Source organism: Bacteroidia bacterium, assembly GCA_016218155.1.
In the GTDB taxonomy this organism is placed as follows: domain Bacteria; phylum Bacteroidota; class Bacteroidia; order Bacteroidales; family GWA2-32-17; genus GWA2-32-17.
In genome coordinates, this window is record JACREQ010000029.1 from 84,472 (window position 1) to 99,915 (window position 15,444).

Annotated in this window: 11 protein-coding genes; 6 read left to right on the forward strand and 5 right to left on the reverse strand. The window is 31.4% G+C overall.

Annotated features, from left to right (window positions below; all coding sequences use genetic code 11):
• Positions 1 to 5: 5 nt before the first annotated feature.
• Both HY951_03915 and HY951_03920 read right to left on the reverse strand, forming a co-directional pair.
• Entirely contained in the window at positions 6 to 1,697 is a 1,692-nt protein-coding gene (locus HY951_03915) for a hypothetical protein (protein ID MBI5539179.1), read from the reverse strand.
• 15 nt (positions 1,698 to 1,712) lie between these two features.
• Positions 1,713 to 2,291 (reverse strand): RNA polymerase sigma factor, encoded by a 579-nt coding sequence (locus HY951_03920; GenBank protein ID MBI5539180.1) that lies wholly within the window; start codon positions 2,289 to 2,291, stop codon positions 1,713 to 1,715.
• Positions 2,292 to 2,613: 322 nt separating this feature from the next.
• On the opposite strand from HY951_03920, the gene HY951_03925 reads away from it, so the two are divergent.
• Entirely contained in the window at positions 2,614 to 5,241 is a 2,628-nt protein-coding gene (locus HY951_03925; protein ID MBI5539181.1) for a T9SS type A sorting domain-containing protein, read from the forward strand.
• Between the two features lie 204 nt (positions 5,242 to 5,445).
• Here the strand turns inward: HY951_03925 and clpB are convergent, their stop codons facing one another.
• Positions 5,446 to 8,034, reverse strand: a complete 2,589-nt coding sequence (clpB, locus tag HY951_03930) for an ATP-dependent chaperone ClpB (GenBank protein ID MBI5539182.1) — start codon at positions 8,032 to 8,034, stop codon at positions 5,446 to 5,448.
• A 207-nt stretch (positions 8,035 to 8,241) separates the two neighbouring features.
• Between clpB and HY951_03935 the strand changes: the two genes are divergently transcribed.
• Positions 8,242 to 9,768 (forward strand): glutamate--tRNA ligase, encoded by a 1,527-nt coding sequence (locus HY951_03935; protein ID MBI5539183.1) that lies wholly within the window; start codon positions 8,242 to 8,244, stop codon positions 9,766 to 9,768.
• Between the two features lie 2 nt (positions 9,769 to 9,770).
• Here HY951_03935 and HY951_03940 read toward each other — a convergent pair whose 3' ends face one another.
• Positions 9,771 to 10,217 (reverse strand): DUF4440 domain-containing protein, encoded by a 447-nt coding sequence (locus HY951_03940; GenBank protein MBI5539184.1) that lies wholly within the window; start codon positions 10,215 to 10,217, stop codon positions 9,771 to 9,773.
• 162 nt (positions 10,218 to 10,379) lie between these two features.
• Here HY951_03940 and HY951_03945 point away from each other — a divergent pair, with 162 nt between their 5' ends.
• The 4 genes from HY951_03945 to HY951_03960 all read left to right on the forward strand — a co-directional run bounded on the left by HY951_03945 (position 10,380) and on the right by HY951_03960 (position 14,852).
• Positions 10,380 to 11,810, forward strand: coding sequence for a TolC family protein (locus HY951_03945; GenBank protein MBI5539185.1), 1,431 nt, complete (start codon positions 10,380 to 10,382; stop codon positions 11,808 to 11,810).
• Positions 11,811 to 11,821: 11 nt separating this feature from the next.
• On the forward strand, positions 11,822 to 13,195 hold the full coding sequence (locus HY951_03950; GenBank protein MBI5539186.1) for an efflux RND transporter periplasmic adaptor subunit: 1,374 nt from the start codon (positions 11,822 to 11,824) through the stop codon (positions 13,193 to 13,195).
• A gap of 37 nt (positions 13,196 to 13,232) precedes the next feature.
• The gene (gene tsaB, locus HY951_03955; GenBank protein MBI5539187.1) at positions 13,233 to 13,934 is read left to right on the forward strand and encodes a tRNA (adenosine(37)-N6)-threonylcarbamoyltransferase complex dimerization subunit type 1 TsaB; all 702 of its coding nucleotides are present in this window, start codon (positions 13,233 to 13,235) and stop codon (positions 13,932 to 13,934) included.
• 144 nt (positions 13,935 to 14,078) lie between these two features.
• Positions 14,079 to 14,852 carry a DUF3108 domain-containing protein gene (locus HY951_03960; protein ID MBI5539188.1) on the forward strand — a complete coding sequence of 258 codons (774 nt, stop codon included), beginning with the start codon at positions 14,079 to 14,081 and terminating at the stop codon, positions 14,850 to 14,852.
• A 17-nt stretch (positions 14,853 to 14,869) separates the two neighbouring features.
• Here HY951_03960 and HY951_03965 read toward each other — a convergent pair whose 3' ends face one another.
• Positions 14,870 to 15,400: a hypothetical protein gene (locus tag HY951_03965; protein MBI5539189.1), complete on the reverse strand. Its 531-nt coding sequence runs from the start codon at positions 15,398 to 15,400 to the stop codon at positions 14,870 to 14,872.
• Between the last annotated feature and the right edge of the window lie 44 nt (positions 15,401 to 15,444).

Here is a 15,444-nt window from a genome sequence, read left to right on the forward strand (position 1 = left end):
TTCTATTATAATAATTTTCTTATCCCTATTCTAAAACCAAAGTTTTGATTAGATTGATTAATATTGCTTTTACTTGAATACATTGGTAAAAGTGATCTTTTGTAATAAGGTTCTGCAATTAATGTTAAACTTTCATTTATCATATAACCCAATTCAAAAGAAACTCCAGCTGAAAGTGTAAATTTCTGTATTGTTGTTTTTGAATAAGGTTCAAGTGCAGGATAATTCTCAGTATTCATTTGTGAACCGCTAACTGCTATGAAGTAACCGGGAGCTATGTTTGCATTTACAGCAATATTAAATCTTCTCATAGGAAAAACATAACCAAAAGATAATGGGACTTCAAAATATTTAATGTTATTGTATATTGTTGTTTTTGGTAAAGTGTCAAATTTTGTAACATTTGTTGTATCGTACATATCAACCAAAACTTTCTGAACATGCCAGGCAAGAACAGAATCAACTTTAATGATCTGGTCTGTTTGAACATAAGTATAATGATAATAGCTCCCTAAAGTATCGTAGTTATAATAATTACCATTAACTATTACATCATAAGGATTGTTTACAAAATTTATCTGCTCACTGTTATATGGATTTGTTAAAAATAGGTTTCCAGACAATTTCTCACCATAATTATTATAATTTAATCCGGCTTTAAAAATTAATTTATTTCGTTGATAAACTACATTAGTTCCAAAATCATAACCAATTGATGGCTTTAACATTTCCTGTTTTGCATCAGCGGCAGGTTTAAATTCATCACTTTTTGATTTAACTTTATATTTAGAATCAAAAGCTCCGACTTTTATTTCTGCATACCATAATCCTTTATTAAAATGAGCAGGTTTTTCTGAAAGCAACTTCATACATTCAGCAATTTGTTGCGATAAAAGTAAAATTGTTTTTCTTTCCATAAAAAGTAAGATAGAACTTTTTTCAATTTGAAATTCAATCTGGCTGCTGGAACTAAGGCTTAACTCAAATTTATCTTTTGTATTTGCTGAGTTGTTTGCTAAATCAGAACTGTTATTTTCAACAACTTGCTTATCTGTATTACTCTTCTCTGCAACTGAATTAGTAGTTATTTTATCCTTACTTATTTCTTTATTGTTATTTTCTGCAATTTGTTTATTTTCTATATTTTTATTTTCAGTTTTATAATTTGTTTTTAGCTTGTCGATAGGCTCAGGAGCAATCGTATTTATATTTTCATATTTTACAGTTTCATTAATATTCTTTATGTTGTTATTTGCTTTGCTAATTTTAACATCATTTTCATTGTTTTCTGTGGCTGACCCTTTGACTCCCCCATCGACATGCTCTGGACTTTGGCTAAGGGCAACAACCACTTTTTTATTCTCTTGTTTTATAGCATTTTCATTCTCAATATTTGAATTTGTATTTTGTGTATTAGTAATTTCAATAGCTGAATTTGTAATATTATTTTTATTTAATTCTGCAGTATTATTAGATTGTATATTGTTATTAAATCCAAAATAAATAATAAAAGAAGCTGTTGCAATAACAGAAACTGTAATCAACATCCAGTTAATTCCTATAAACCATGGCTTAATAGGCTTAATTGCCGATGGCGAAGCGAAGACTTTCCTTTTAATTTCCGGCGAAGGTTCCATTTGGAAACCCTCAATTCCTTTCGAAAAAAGGTTATCTACCGGATGTTTATTCTCTTCCATATCTTATTTTCTATTTTATACTGCTACTAAAAGTTTTTTTTTTCGTGTTTCCCATTCAACAACTTTTCTTTGCAAAAATGCTCTTGCTTTAGAAAGTTGCGATTTTGAAGTTCCTTCAGAAATGCCAAGCATGTCGGCAATTTCCTTATGTCCATAATTTTCAATTACGTAAAGGTTAAACACTAACTTATAACCCTCTGGTAATTCAGAAATCATTTTCATAAGCTCCTGGCTGCCAGGTGAGACTATTTCATTTTCATCAAATAAAACATCCTCGTGATCCTGAATTGGAACTGTTTCAATATCTTCAATGAACGAAAAACGCTTTTTTTCTCTTAAATAACTTAAAGCAGTATTTACCATTATTCTCTTTATCCATGCAGCAAGAGAACCTTCATTTTTTGCTTTAAAGTCATAAATATATTTGAAAATTTTAATAAAACCCTCCTGCAATAAATCCTCTGCCTCTGTTTTATTTCCGCTATAACGTGTGCAAACGCTAAGCATAGCTGCAGAAAAACGATCATACAGTTCTTCTTGCGCAGCCTGCTTTCCTTTTCTACACTGTTCTATTAGCAGTTCCTCAGGAAGCATTTTATTTATTTTCAATATAAGAACACAATATTTACAAAAGGTTGCCTCAAAATTATAACGATTTTATAAAAACACCTAAAGATGGTCATGATGAGGCCCTCGAAGCATGGCTAACTTCTATTCATGTCACCCTTATAACCACTTATGGTAACTAATTAAACAAATATACAAAAATCTGGAGAACTGTTGGTTAAAGACTTATTGTTATTTATGAATATTCTGATATCTAAAAAACATTCCCTTAATTTTAAAAACAAAAAAATAGCTTAATAATATATAAAAGCACAAAACATTTAATAACTTTGTGTTAATTACATTATTTATGAAACTAAGATATAGCTTTCTTACTATTGTTATACTTTTTATTTTTAACAATCTTTTTTCTCAGCCTGTTATTCAATGGCAAAATTCTTTTGGAGGAAGTTCAACAGAAGAGCCTTATTCTATTAAAAAATGTTGGGATGGTGGTTTCGTCATTGTTGGCAGCACCAACTCTACAAATGGAGATATATCAACAAGTATGGGTTATGAAGATATATGGGTAATTAAATTAAATTCATTGGGAAGTTTAGAGTGGGAAAAAAGTTTTGGTGGAAGTAATTATGATTTTCCAGGATCTATATGTGTAACAAATGATCATGGATTTATTATTGCAGGTTATACTAGTTCAAATGATGGCGATATTTCAGGAAACCATAGTATGAATTCAGACTGTTGGATAGTTAAATTAGATTCTATAGGCAATATTCAATGGCAAAAATGTTTTGGAGGTACAGGAAGTGATCAAGCCCATGATATTATTCAATTAACTGATGGTGGATATGTTTTTGTTGGAAATGTTCAATTAAATAATGGAGATATTTCAGGAAATCACGGTGATGATGATTTATGGATGGTTAAATTAGATTTAGCAGGTAATATTCAATGGCAGAAATGTTTTGGTGGAAGTTTTTCTGATGTAGCAACTGGAGTCCAACAAACAAGCGACAAAGGATATATTATTGCCGGATGGACTATGTCAAATAATGGTCAGGTTACACAGTTTCATGGATATTATGATGGTTGGCTTGTAAAAACTGATTCCATTGGAAATATTCAATGGCAGAAATGTATTGGTGGAACTGGTGATGATAGAACCCTATACGTAAAAGAATTATCAAATAAAAAATATCTAGTTGGTTTATCTACAAACTCTACTAACGGTGATATTTGGGGTAACCATGGAGATTTTGATGTAACAATTTTACTAACAGATTCTATAGGTAATATTACTAATCAAAAATGTTTTGGTGGGTTTAATTTTGATGGTTGTGTGTCTATAAATAGCACCCAAGATCATGGCTATATTGCAACTGGTGGAACTAATTCAATAAATGGAGATGTTACAGGATTTCATGGTGGAAACTATGATTGTTGGATTTTAAAAACAGATTCTTTATTAAACCTTAAATTGCAGAAATGCTTTGGTGGTGGTTTAACCGATGGCTTCTTTTTACCAGTTTTAATTTCTGAAAAGGAAATGGTATTGGCTGGTTTAACCAATTCTTTTGATGGTGATGTTTATTCTAACCATGGAAACCGTGATATTTGGGTTATAAAACTAGTTTTTCCTTCTATTTCAGGAAAGGTTTTTAATGACCTAAACAATAACGGGATATGCGATAATAACGAACAAGGAATAAAAGGTCAAATGGTTAAGTTGTTACCAGGTCCAGAATATGCTGTTTCAAATAATGATGGAACTTATTATTTTGCATCCGCTGATACCGGAAATTATTCAGTTTCATATCTTCCACAACCATACTGGTATTCTACTAACAATGTGTATGACTATCATATTTCACTTGACAGTTTATCACAAAAAATAGATACACTTAACTTTGCTCTTAAATCAAAATTAAATACTCATGATAAAGCTGTTTATATAAGCGGCTCACCAGTTAGACCAGGTTTTGACACTGACTATTGGTTATCTGTTAAAAATTGGGGAACAGTTACTGAAACAGTTAATTTAAATTTCGCGCATGATTCTTTAATTTCATTTAACAATAGTTCCGAAACTCCTATAATTCAAACTGGAAATGCCCTTACCTGGAATAACATTTTATTAGGACCTGGAACAAGTCATATAATTAGAGTAAATTTTCATATGCCAGCAGATACACTTCACTTTGGCGACACATTAATTTCTAATGCATGGATAACACCATTATTGCCAGACAGTAATATTGCAAATAATTACGACACACTTTTTCAAATTGTAACAGGTTCTTATGACCCTAATGATAAAATAGTGTCACCAATGGGAATTGGTCAAAAAGGATTGGTTTTGCATAACACTAAATTAAGTTACACTATTCGGTTCCAAAATACAGGTACAGATACTGCCTTTAAAGTTATAATTCGTGATACTATTAACACAAATTTTAATATCGAAACATTTCAGGTTTTAACTAGTAGCCACCCTGTTATTTGGGAGATAAACAACAATAATGAAATAGTTTTTACTTTTTATAACATTCTGTTACCTGATAGTAATGTAAACAATTTTGGCAGCCAAGGTTTTGTTAAATATAGTATTGAACCGAAACCTAACTTGACAGATTCTACTATTGTTGAGAATAAAGCATATATCTTTTTTGATTATAACCCTGCTGTTGTAACAAATTCTACACATAACACTTTTGTTTCTTCGTTATCACTACAGAACATTGTACAAATTCAAAAATTATTAAGCTTCCCAAATCCTGCAGATAATGTGATTTGGATTAATTTACCTGAGCACACCAGAAATATTGAAATTTACTCTAATGAAGGAAAGTTTATAAATACGATTATTCCAAAAAATCAGTTATTGGAAATTAATATTAAAGATTATCCTTTTGGGTTATATACAATTAAAATAAACACAAGTACTAAAGTTTATTTTACAAAATTTATAAAAAATTAGGGTAAAAGAATAACTTTAATAATGTGTTCTCAGCTTCGTGCTCTCACGAATCATTCTAGCCTAAATCTCACAAAACTATTTGAAAGTTATACCACTAATATTTTAATATGATTACACATTGTTATTTTTCAATGAAACTTTATTGGTTCATTCTTTTGTGTTTATTATCTGGTTCGTGAAAACACGAGCCAGATAATAAGGCAATTAATTTACATTAAAAATTAATTTATTGTTTTCAACCGTAACGTTAATTCTGCTTCCTGTATTTATTTTACCCGATATTATTTCTTTTGAAAGATTATTTAATACTTCTTTCTGTATAATTCTTTTTATTGGTCGTGCTCCAAACTGTGGGTTATAACCTGCTTTTGCAAGGAATAAAATTACCTCATCTGAAAAATATATATTGATCTCTTTTTTTGCCAATGAATCGACCAGATATTTTATCTGAATTCTCACAATCTCGTTTACCTCGTTAATATCTAATGGTGTAAACATTGTTATTTCATCAATTCTGTTCAAAAATTCTGGCCTTATAGTTTTCTTAAGCAATGTCATTATCTCTGTTTTTGTTTCCTCAGCAAATGCATCTTTGTTTTTATTTCCAATACTTTCAAACCTTTCCTGAATAATAGTTGAGCCTAAATTTGACGTCATTATTATTATTGTATTTCTGAAATCGGCTAAACGCCCTTTGTTATCAGTAAGCCTCCCCTCATCAAGAACCTGTAACAAAATATTAAAAACATCAGGGTGAGCTTTTTCTATTTCATCCAGCAATATAACAGAATAAGGTTTTCTTCTTACAGCTTCGGTTAACTGTCCTCCCTCGTCGTAACCAACATATCCCGGAGGTGCTCCTATGAGCCTGCTTACCGAATGCTTTTCCTGATACTCGCTCATATCTATTCTGGTTATTGCATTATCATCATTAAATAAATATTCTGCCAGTGTTTTTGCCAGCTCGGTTTTACCGACACCGGTAGTTCCAAGAAACAAAAATGTTCCAATTGGTCGCCTGCTGTCCTGCAAATTAGCTCTTGAACGCCTTACTGCGTCAGCCACAACCTGTATAGCTTCTTCCTGACCAACTATTCTCTTATGCAATTCCGATTCAAGAAAGAGTAATTTTTCTTTCTCGCTCTTCAGCATTTTCGAAACCGGTATTCCAGTCCATTTAGCAACAACTTCAGCAATATCTTCAACAGTAACTTCTTCCTTTATTAGAAAATTATCTTTATTAATCGTTAAATTTTCCTGCATATTGTTAAGATAAGATTCCTCCTTCGGAATTTTTCCGTATCTAATTTCTGCAACTAAACTGTAATTGCCATCACGTTCAGCTTTTTCCGATTCATTTTTTAGTAACTCTATCTTGTTCTTTGTTGCTTGTATGTTCTCAACAAGCTCTTTTTCATTTTTCCATTTTGCAAAAACGCTGTCCCTATTATCTTTTAAGTCGGCAAGTTCTTTTTGCAACTCTTTTAATTTTGCTTTATCATTTTCTCTTTTTATAGCTTCAATTTCTATTTCATTCTGCATTATTCGTCTGTCTAACGAATCAAGTTCTTCGGGTTTGGAATTAATTTCCATTCTTAATTTTGATGCAGCTTCATCTATAAGGTCTATTGCTTTATCTGGCAAAAACCTATCTGTAATATATCGCTGTGATAATTCAACAGCAGCGATTATTGCACTATCCTGAATCCTGACCTTGTGATGTGTTTCATATTTTTCCTTAATTCCTCTTAAGATTGAGATTGCACTCTCCCTATTAGGTTCATTTACCATAACCTTCTGAAACCTTCGTTCAAGTGCCTTATCTTTTTCGAAATATTTTTGGTATTCGTTTAGTGTTGTTGCGCCAACAGCACGTAAATCTCCACGTGCAAGAGCCGGCTTAAGTATATTTGCTGCATCCATTGCGCCTTCGCCCCCACCTGCGCCAACAAGTGTATGAATTTCATCAATAAATAAAATAATTTCTCCTTCTGCCGAAATCACTTCTTTTATTAATGACTTTAGCCTGTCTTCAAATTCACCTTTATATTTTGCTCCTGCAATTAAAGCTCCCATATCCAAAGAATAAATATTTTTATTTTTCAGGTTCTCTGGAACATCTCCTTTAACAATACGGTTTGCCAATCCTTCGGCTATAGCAGTTTTACCTGTACCCGGCTCACCAATAAGAATGGGATTATTTTTTGTCCTTCTTGATAATATCTGTAAAATTCTTCTAATCTCTTCGCCCCTGCCAATAACCGGATCGAGCTTACCTTCATTCGCAAGTTGGTTGAGGTTTTTAGCATATCGTGACAATGAATTATAATTTTCATCAGCTGTTTGCGAGTCGGCTGTTTTTCCTTTGCGAAGCTCAGAAATTACATTTCTTAAGCTTTCTTTTGTTATACCATTATCTTTTAACAATTGAGAAATCTCTGATTTTAACTTACTCATAGCCATTAAAAGATGTTCAATTGAGATATACTCATCTTTCATTTCTTTTGCCAAAATTACAGAATCACTTAGCATGGCAGCAGCTGTTGCAGAAAATAATGTTTCGCCTCCATGTACTTTCGGAAAACTTTTTATGATGCTTTCCAATACCTGTTTAAAAACCGGAATATTTACGTTTAATTTGTTAAGAATAAAGGGCAAAACATTTTCATCAGTATCAAAAATGCTTTTTAAAACATGTGCATTTTCTATAAATTGATGATTATGTTCTTTTGCCAGCAACTGCGACTGCTGGATTACTTCCTGTGATTTTATCGTAAAATTATTAAAATTCATAATTGTATTTTGTTAAGCTTTTTACTAAAATTTTTCAATAATTTATTTCAAATAAAATGCAAACATAAAAACATGTTATTATGTCTGTTTATTAAACACATGCAAAGACATTCCGTCTTGTTTATATTCGAAATAATGCCAAATTGACGTTTCCCGATTTTATTTATTCGCAAAAACTTTAGCTATTTTTGCAAAAAATTAATTTTTATGAGTCGTCCAGTTCGTGTTCGTTTTGCTCCTAGCCCAACAGGTCCATTACATGTTGGTGGTGTTCGTACTGCTTTATTTAATTATCTGTTTGCAAAAAAAAATAACGGTAAATTAATACTTCGCATTGAAGATACTGACCAGACAAGATATGTTCCCGGAGCCGAGGAATATATAATTGAATCGCTAAAATGGTGCGGAATAAATTTCGACGAAGATGTAGTAAAAGGTGGCGAATACGGACCATATCGACAATCTGATCGTAAAGAAATTTACCACCAATATGCCGACACTTTGATAAACTGCGGAAGTGCTTACTATGCTTTTGACACACCGGAAGAACTTGATAATATCAGAAAAGAAAAAGAAGCACAAAAGCAACAATTTCAATACGATGTTTTTACCCGCAAAAATATGCGGAATAGTTTAACGCTTCCTGAAAACGAAGTTAAAGAACTTTTAACCTCAGGCGTGCATTATGTTATTCGTTTTAAAATGCCCGAAAACGAAATTATTCACATGAATGATATTATTCGTGGCAAAGTTGAAGTCAACACAAATACTCTTGACGATAAAGTTTTATACAAATCTGACGGAATGCCGACTTACCATTTAGCAAATATTGTTGACGATCATTTAATGGAGATTTCTCACGTTATTCGTGGCGAAGAATGGTTACCGTCATTGCCATTGCATGTGTTGTTATATCGTGCTTTTGGATGGGATAACACTATGCCTGAATTTGCACATTTACCATTAATTTTAAAACCGGACGGTAAAGGAAAGCTAAGCAAAAGAGACGGAGATAAACTTGGATTTCCTGTTTTTCCAACGGACTGGAAAACTGCCGAGGGAGAAATTTATTCTGGTTATCGTGAATGGGGATATTTTCCCGAAGCTTTTGTTAATATGATATCGCTATTGGGATGGAATCCAGGTACAGAACAGGAAATTTTTTCACTAGAACAATTATGTGAAATTTTTGTACTTGAGAGGGTTGGAAAAGCTGGTTCACGTTTCGACCCGGACAAAACAAAATGGTTCAATCATCAATACTTAAAAATAAAAAGTAATAGCGAACTTGCTTTAATGCTAAAACCGGAACTTGAAAAGGAAGGTATTAATGCAGAAATTTCTCTTATCGAAAAAATTTGTGAGCTACTTAAAGATCGTGCAACTTTTGTAAAAGATATTTTAAAAGAAAGTATGTTCTTTTTTAAAGCTCCTGAAAATTATGACGCAGAGGCAATAAAAAAACGCTGGAAACCTGAAACACCAGCAATACTTAATGAACTAAAAGAAATTATTGCATCAGCAGAAACTTTAGAAGTTCATTCATTAGAAGAAAAAGTAAAAACTCATTTTGAGTTGAAAAACATTGGCTTAGGACAAGTAATGACTCCTTTCAGAATTGCTGTAGTTGGAACAACATCAGGTCCTGGAATGTTTGAAATAGTTGAGTTGTTGGGAAAAGAGGAAATTATAAACAGAATAGATAACGCGGTTAAAAATATTGAGATTAATTAAAACTAATCCCAAACAAATTTCCAGTTACCATCAGCCTGTTTTTTCCAAACGGTATGAAAAGCACCCTTACTTTCAATTACCTTACCGGTAGAATCTTTATGTGTATATGTATATTTTCCATATGTATAACCCAAATCACCAGATGAAGAAACATCAACAAAATCAGGAGACCATGTTAATTGCGCATCATTTATTTTAACATAATCAAAATACAAATTCACCTGTTTTTTCCCCTTGTAAATCAAATTGAACCTGCTCATGGCAACATTATCAGCGGCATAAAAAAGAAAGGCTTCTCTTATTCCCTTTTCCGTTGCCATTTTTTGAAAATCCTTCTCAACCTGTAGAATTTCAGCTTTAGATTTTGCAACATCTACAGTTTCAGTTTTTGTTGACTGACATGAAAACATTGTAAAACTTACAAAAAGTAACAAAATAATAGCTCTCATAATATTAATTATTTATAATGCTAAATTATAAAAATATTAAAATCTAATGTTTAAAATTCAAAATATTATATGTGTCCATTTGTTAAAAAAACTAATCTAAAACAAGTTTGAATAATTTTTAAAACTATTGTGTTTATCTTTATGAATTATAAAATTCATTATATGTATATTATCAAGCCATTAGCTATTTTATTGATAATTATTATTTACACTAATACAAGTGCTCAGGAAAAATGGTCTTTAGAAAAGTGTATTAATTATGCAATTGAAAATAATATTCAGATTAAAATTCAGGAACTTTCTTCAAAAAATGCTAATGCTTCTTACCTGAAAAGTAAAATGTCTTTTCTTCCAAATCTTAATGGTTCTGCCGGTCAGAATTATTCACTTGGTCGTTCAATTGACCCTCTTACAAATCAATTTGCTGAAAATAATGTTAGTTCAAATAATTTTTCGTTATCAAGTTCGATTACACTTTTTAATGGTTTTCAGAATATTAACACTTTAAAACAAAGCTCACTTAACTTTCAGGCTGGATTAGAAGATTTACAAAAAGCAAAGAATGATATTTCACTAAATATTGCTTCTGCATTCTTGCAAATATTATTTAGTGACGAACTTGTTTACGTTGCCCAGAATCAGGTTGAACTCTCAAAAGAACAAGCAGAAAGAAATAAAAAATTATATGAAGCAGGAAGTATTGCTCAGGGAAATTATCTTGAAATGCAATCACAACTAGCCTCAGATGAAATGCAACTTGTAAGTGCAGAAAATCAGCTTTCAATGTCTTACCTTACATTAAATCAGTTGCTGGAACTTGGATTTACAGATAGTTTTAATATTGAAAAACCATTAATCCCTGAGCCTGAAACTAGTTTTTCATTTACAACACCTGAAGAAATCTTTCAGGAAGCAATTCAAAAACTTCCTCAGATAAAAAGTGCAGAGTTAAGAATGAAAAGTGCAGAAAAAGGACTTGCAATAGCAAGAGGTTACAGAAGTCCCAGATTAACTTTAAGTGGAGTTTACTCAACAGGCTATTCATCACAAAGACAATCTGTAACAGGAATGAGTTTAGGCACGCCTGTTGTTACAGGATTTGCATTAGATGGTTCTGGGAATCAGTTTGATGTTTATTCACCTACCTATACTTACAATTACGTTACACCATCTTTTAACGATCAGTTAAAAGATAATGTCAGCAAAAGTATTTCATTTGGTTTAAGTATTCCTATATTTAACAATTGGCAAACAAACTATTCTGTTAGCTCAGCTAAAATAAATGCGTTAAACTCCAAATACTCATACGACCTTGCCGAGAAACAATTACAAAAAGAAATTCAGCAGGCATATGCAGACGCAACTGCTTCAATAAAAAAATATTTAGCAGCAAAAAAATCTGTTACAGCTTCACAGGAATCATTTCGTTATATACAGCAAAAATTTGATGTTGGAATGATAAATACTGTTGATTTTAATCTTGCTAAAAACAATCTTGCTAAAGCGCGTTCAGAGCTTATTAAAGCAAAATACGAATATGTTTTCAGAATTAAAATTCTTGATTTTTATCGTGGCATTCCAATAAAACTTTAAATAAAATTATTATGATTAACCGGAAAAAAACTTTCCGAATACTACTTATAGCTGTAATTGTACTAATTGTTATAGCATTTGTAGGAAAAAGACTTGGCTGGTTTGGAAATAGTATTGAATACGAAATAACAACCGACAAAGCATCAAAGCGCAGTATTGTTGAAATAATAACTGCAAATGGTAAAATTCAACCAGAAACTGAGGTTAAGATAAGTTCTGATGTGTCGGGCGAAATTGTTGAGCTTAATGTTAAAGAAGGCGACGAAGTTAAAAAAGGTGATTTGCTATTAAAGATAAAACCTGACACTTACATTTCCAGTCTTGAAAGAATGGAAGCTTCGTTAAACTCTGCAAAAGCAAACTTAGCTAACAGCAAAGCACGTCTTGCTCAGGTTGAAGCACAACTTACTCAAACCGAATTAACATATAACAGAAATAAAAAACTTTTTGAACAGGGAGCTATTTCTCAGGCAGACTACGACAATGCACTTGCAGCTTATAACATGGGTAAAGCAGATGTTGAAGCAGCGAAACAAACAGTTGTTGGTGCCGATTTTAATGTAAAAAGTGGTGATGCATCATTAAAGGAAGCAAATGAAAATCTGACTAAAACAAGCATATATGCGCCAATGTCAGGAACTGTTTCAAAGTTGAGTGTGGAATATGGAGAAAGAGTTGTTGGAACAATGCAGATGACAGGAACTGAACTACTTCGTATTGCAAATTTAAACATTATGGAAGTTAAAGTAAATGTTAATGAAAATGATATTGTACACGTTAGTATGTTTGACACTTCATCAATTGAAATAGATGCATATCCCGATCAGAAATTTAAAGGTATTGTTACTTCTATAGCAAATTCGTCAAACACTACAGGTAGCACTACAGGAATAACAACAGATCAGGTTACAAATTTTGAAGTAAAAATCAGGATCTTAGCAGAATCATATTTAAATCTTATTCCAAAAGATAATCCTAAATTTTACCCATTTCGTCCTGGTATGTCAGCCACAGTTGACATACAGACTCAAATTGAAAGAAATACACTTACAGTACCTATTCAATCGGTTACAACAAGAATTGATTCCAGTTTAAATAAAACAGGTTTTAATAAACCCAAAAAAGAAAATGAAGAAGATGTTGTAAAGAAAGCTGACAATGACTTTAAAGAATATGTATTTCGTTTTGACAGTAAATCCGGAACAGTAGAGATGGTTGAAATAAAAACCGGAATTCAGGATAATAACTTCATACAAATTTTATCAGGTATTAAAGAAAATGATGAAGTAGTTTCTGCTCCTTACAGCATAATAAGCAAAAAGCTGAAAGATAAAGATCGCGTTAAAAAGGTTCCAGCTGAAATGCTTTTCTCAGGAGACAAATAACTTAACATCGAATCAATAAAAAGATTTGATTAGAACTATGCCAAATATTTTAGCTATAGAAACTTCAACTACTAATTGTTCAATTGCATTGTGGTCGGACAATAAAATAATTTGCTCCAAAGAAAATAGCGAACAAAATGCACATTCACGCTTATTAACAGTAATGATAAATGATTTGCTTGCAGAAAATAATTTTGAAATTACATCATTAAATGCAATTGCTGTAAGCATAGGTCCTGGTTCTTATACCGGATTAAGAATTGGAGTTTCTGTAGTTAAGGGACTTTGCTATGGTTTAAATCTTCCGACTATTACTGTTGATACTTTAAAGGCTTTGACTCAACAGTATTTGCTTTTATATCCTGAAACAAAAAAATTTTCCAAAACACTTCTCTGCCCATTGTTAGATGCAAGAAGAATGGAAGTTTATACTGCACTATATACAACAACTCTTGAAGAGATTAAACCTGTTTCTGCAATGATTATTGACGAATACAGCTTTCAAGATGAATTGAAAGAAAAAAATATTATTTTCTTTGGCTCAGGAGTTGAAAAATGTAAAAATATTATTACTTCGCCAAATGCCACCTTTACAGGAAACATAGAACCTTCTGCACAAGCAGTTGCATTATTAGCTAATGAACTTTATAATAAAAATCAGTTTGCCGACACTGCATATTTTGAACCTTTTTATCTTAAAGATTTTGTTGCAATAAAATCGACCAAGAAATTTTTCTAGTCTTAATTAACAACACCATCATTCTTACAACAATTTAATTATCTGCCATTAACCACCAATTAACTACACCTACTTCATAAATTAAATAAAATTGGTATATTTACGGCATGCGATTTGAAAATTTAACCGCTAAAAATTGTGGATATGTTAAAAAGAGTATTATTTATTATAATTTTTTTCGTTCCCGCTTTTCTCAATGCACAAGTAAAAAACGAAGAAATACCAAATACTGCCTATAAATCAGGTGAACAATTAAAATATCTTGTTCATTTTGGTTTTATTGATGGAGGTGTTGCCAGTCTTGCAATGGAAGAACTCGAAGTTAGCGGAAAAAAAATTCATCACGCTAAAGCAATCGGAAAATCTGTAGGTGTAACCGACAAGCTTTTTAAAGTTCGAGACGTATATGAAACTTTTATTGATGCAAATAATGGTCTACCTGTAAAAGCTATTAGAGATATCACAGAAGATACATATAAATATTACGACGAAGTTCTTTTTAATCGTAAAGAAAATTTTGTTATTACAAAAAGAAAGGGGAAAGTAAAAGTTCCCGAAAACACAGTAGATATTCTTTCTGCATTTTATTATGCACGTCGGGCTATGTTTAGCGATTTAAAACAAGGCGACATATTAAAAATTGACACTTATTTTGATGATGGTATTTTTACTTTAGAGATTCGCTATAAAGGAACAGAAACTATAAAAACAAAAATGGGAAAAATTAATTGTTTAAAATTTTGCCCTGTTGTTGAACCCGGAAGAATTTTTGATACTGAGAATGACGTTACAATATGGATTTCTAACGATAAAAATTTTCTACCCGTAAGAATTCAATTCGATTTAATTGTTGGTAGTTTAAAATGTGATTTAATTGAATACCAAAATCTGAAAAATAACTTTGCTGTTTCTAAGTAATTAAATAATACTTTATTTTAATCAAAATAAGGATAATCCTTATCAAAGTAATTTATTATAACAATAAACTGATAATCTCCTTTTCCTCCAAAAAAAGTAAATTCTACTTTAATTTTCATTCCGTTATAATTATTCCATCTGGCTTCCATAACATCATATCCATAATGATGCTTTTTGTAGGGATCAACAAAAGAAGTTGTGCCTGTAATTAAAGTATCAGGTGAATTAAACACTTTTGAATAATCTTTTATTATTTGCTTTGTAGCTTTTAAACAAAGGTCAAAATTTGCCTGATTAATTTCATTAATGTATTTATCAAAATGCATCCAGTTTAATTTATTGTTTTCAAAACGGTAGCCCCATTCACCAGAAATACCGTAAAGTGTATCCATGAATGAAAGCGTAATAGTATTTTGGTATGACCCGGATTCAGTTTTAGGATATAACTTTTGCACTTCATCCATGCTCATTCCAATTTTTGCTTTAGACTGTCCAAAAAGATTAACTGAACATATTAATAAAACAACAAAAGCAATTAATGTTTTCATATTCACTAAATTTTAAACCAAATTTAACAAAAAAGAGGAAGAAT

Excerpts from the sequence above, each read along its gene's own strand:
- HY951_03915 (MBI5539179.1), bottom strand. The coding sequence starts at position 1,697 with ATGGAAGAGAATAAACATCCGGTAGATAACCTTTTTTCGAAAGGAATT.
- HY951_03920 (MBI5539180.1), bottom strand. The coding sequence starts at position 2,291 with ATGCTTCCTGAGGAACTGCTAATAGAACAGTGTAGAAAAGGAAAGCAG.
- HY951_03925 (MBI5539181.1), top strand. The coding sequence starts at position 2,614 with ATGAAACTAAGATATAGCTTTCTTACTATTGTTATACTTTTTATTTTT.
- clpB (MBI5539182.1), bottom strand. The coding sequence starts at position 8,034 with ATGAATTTTAATAATTTTACGATAAAATCACAGGAAGTAATCCAGCAG.
- HY951_03935 (MBI5539183.1), top strand. The coding sequence starts at position 8,242 with ATGAGTCGTCCAGTTCGTGTTCGTTTTGCTCCTAGCCCAACAGGTCCA.
- HY951_03940 (MBI5539184.1), bottom strand. The coding sequence starts at position 10,217 with ATGAGAGCTATTATTTTGTTACTTTTTGTAAGTTTTACAATGTTTTCA.
- HY951_03945 (MBI5539185.1), top strand. The coding sequence starts at position 10,380 with ATGTATATTATCAAGCCATTAGCTATTTTATTGATAATTATTATTTAC.
- HY951_03950 (MBI5539186.1), top strand. The coding sequence starts at position 11,822 with ATGATTAACCGGAAAAAAACTTTCCGAATACTACTTATAGCTGTAATT.
- tsaB (MBI5539187.1), top strand. The coding sequence starts at position 13,233 with ATGCCAAATATTTTAGCTATAGAAACTTCAACTACTAATTGTTCAATT.
- HY951_03960 (MBI5539188.1), top strand. The coding sequence starts at position 14,079 with ATGTTAAAAAGAGTATTATTTATTATAATTTTTTTCGTTCCCGCTTTT.
- HY951_03965 (MBI5539189.1), bottom strand. The coding sequence starts at position 15,400 with ATGAAAACATTAATTGCTTTTGTTGTTTTATTAATATGTTCAGTTAAT.